Origin of the sequence: Aequoribacter sp. (assembly GCF_965659035.1) — a bacterium.
In the GTDB taxonomy this organism is placed as follows: Bacteria; Pseudomonadota; Gammaproteobacteria; order Pseudomonadales; family Halieaceae; genus Aequoribacter.
This window is the reverse complement of sequence record NZ_CBFHWH010000149.1, coordinates 1-2,375: the sequence shown is the minus strand read 5'-3', so window position 1 is coordinate 2,375 and position 2,375 is coordinate 1. Positions and strand designations below refer to the sequence as shown.

General features: G+C 51.7%; 3 protein-coding genes. 2 read left to right on the top strand and 1 reads right to left on the bottom strand.

Annotated elements, in window-relative coordinates; translation table 11 throughout:
* A partial coding sequence (locus tag ACTF5Z_RS11885) for a PfkB family carbohydrate kinase (RefSeq protein WP_438985822.1) occupies nucleotides 1–260 on the top strand: 260 nt, incomplete at its 5' end.
* 82 nt (nucleotides 261–342) lie between these two features.
* Nucleotides 343–1,374 (top strand): LacI family DNA-binding transcriptional regulator, encoded by a 1,032-nt coding sequence (locus ACTF5Z_RS11880; RefSeq protein WP_438985821.1) that lies wholly within the window; start codon nucleotides 343–345, stop codon nucleotides 1,372–1,374.
* Between the two features lie 42 nt (nucleotides 1,375–1,416).
* Here the strand turns inward: ACTF5Z_RS11880 and uxaC are convergent.
* The coding region (gene uxaC / locus ACTF5Z_RS11875; RefSeq protein WP_438985820.1) for a glucuronate isomerase at nucleotides 1,417–2,375 on the bottom strand (959 nt) is incomplete at its 5' end.

Sequence of the window (2,375 nt, the reverse complement as noted above, 5' to 3'; positions counted from 1 at the left end):
GTATTCAAGAACTGCTGATCAAGCGAGGTCCTGAAGGTGTTCTGCTGGTAGATGCTGACACAGAGGACTTAGTGCCAGCTTTGCTGGTGGATAATGTGATTGATACCACCGGAGCGGGTGATTCCTACAATGGCGCTTACTTAAGCGCTCGAATCAAGGGCATGAGTCCCGTGGCTGCTGCAAATGCCGCGCATGGTTTGGCAGCGAAGGTGATTGGTTGTCGAGGAGCGATTTTGCCCAAGGAGTCTATGCCCGTGTAGAGGGTAGTCAACGGGGTGTGATCGCCCATCTCCCTCAAGCATTGTAAACTTAGGGCAGGCAAAAACATACGAAGGTGCTTTGATGGTTAAGTTTTCTGGAACTGTGGCAACGATCAATGACGTTGCGCGGCATGCTGGCGTATCTAAGCGTACCGTCTCCCGTGTGCTGAATGAGTCCAGCAACGTTAATGAAGCCACTCGTCAGCGCATACTCGAGATTATCAAAGAGCTTGATTACTCGCCCAGTGCGATGGCGCAAGGCTTGGCTTCTCGCAGGTCTTACTTAATCGGGATGTTGTTCGACGATCCCAATGCGGCGGTCATTCACTCTATACAAAAAGGTGCGTTAAAAGCTTGTGCCCAGCATGGTTATGCTTTGGTTGTGAAGCCTATTGATTTTAGATCCGAAGATTTGATCGAGGAGGTTATCAAGTTTGTTCGTCGATCGAAGCTGGAGGGGTTAATTATTCTTCCTCCTATTTCAAACAACGATGAACTTGCTAACGCCCTGGTTCAAAACAACATAGGGTATGTTCGGATCGGTGCGAAAATTATTGATGACCCAAGCCGGATGTTAATTTCACAAGATCGCCTCGCGATGCAGCAAGTTGTCGATACCTTCGTGCAAGCCGGGCGCAGCAATATTGCGATTGTCGCGGGGCCTCAAGAGCGTCTTGCGTCCTCAGAGCGCTTGGAGGGTCTACAATCAGCGCTCGAACTGCACGGATTAGCGCTTCCCTCTCATTACATCGCCCAAGGTGACTTCACTTATGAAAGCGGCTTTGCATGTGCAGATGCTCTGTTCGATCTTGAGCTACCCCCCAACGCGATTTTTGCAAGTAATGACCAAATGGCAATAGGCCTTATTCATAAAGCGCAAGACCGCGGGGTACGTGTTCCTGAAGATGTAATGGTTATAGGTTACGACAACGACCCAATGTCAGCTAGATTGCGCCCCAGCCTTTCGACTTTAGCGCGCCCCAATGAATTAATGGCAGAATCAGCTGCGCTGCGATTGATTCAAAATGCGTCAAGCGATCAAGTGGCAGTGCCGCCGGAGTTTGACAGTTTCCTACCGACGCTTATTCATAGGCAGTCGACGGCTTCGATGTGACCGTCGACTCTTGCTCCCCGAAAAACAGCTTTTGTCTCTGGGTTAACCGAGCTTATAAGCGCGTTTAACCAGACCGTAAGTTAGCTCATGTGCCAACTCATGGGCTTCATCCATTGAGATGCGGTGGTCGGCGACCCACTCAGCGAGCGACACACAGTCCATTCTTCGGGCGACGTCGTGGCGTGCTGGAATAGACAGGAAGGCTCGCGTATCGTCGTTAAAGCCTACTGTGTTGTACAAACCTGCGGTTTCCGTTGCCTGCTGACGGAAACGACGCATACCCTCTGGGCTATCGTGGAACCACCAAGGCGGTCCTAAGCGCAGACAAGGGTAGTGGCCTGCGAGTGGCGCGAGTTCACGGCTATACACGGTTTCATCCAGTGTAAATAAAATTAGCGTGAAGTTCGGGTTGTTGCCGTATTTGTCCAACAGTGGCTTGAGCGCCCGCACATATTCGGTCTGTTCTGGGATATCAGCGCCTTTGTCGCGACCGAAGGCGTCAAACACTGCGCGGTTGTGGTTGCGGAAGCTGCCGGGGTGTAGCTGCATAACCAAGCCATCTTCGACGCTCATGCCCGCCATTTCGGTTAACACTTGCCCGCGGAAAGCATCCGCTTGTGCAGCTGTTGTTTTGCCGCTCAGTACGACTTGGTAAAGAGCCTGTGCGTCTTCCACGCTCAGGTTCGAGGTCGTAGCTTTAGCGTGACCGTGATCGGTTGAGGTGGCGCCCATAGACTTAAAGAAAGCGCGGCGATTTCGATGCGCGTTTAGGTAACCTTCCCAGGTGCTAATATCGCAACCGCTGAGTTCGCCAAAGACCTTAAGGTTATCTAGGAATCCTTCAAACTCTGGATCCACGACGTTGTCGGGACGGTAGGCTGTTACTACGCGATGTCCCCATCCGTCAGCTCGAATTTTGGCATGGTGCTCAAGGGTATCTAGTGCGCCTTCGGTAGTTGCAATCAACTCGATATTAAAACGGTCCAGCAGGGCACGTGGTC

Bases quoted from the DNA above. Each gene is read 5' to 3' on its own strand.
- ACTF5Z_RS11880 (WP_438985821.1), top strand. From the start codon at position 343: ATGGTTAAGTTTTCTGGAACTGTGGCAACGATCAATGACGTTGCGCGG.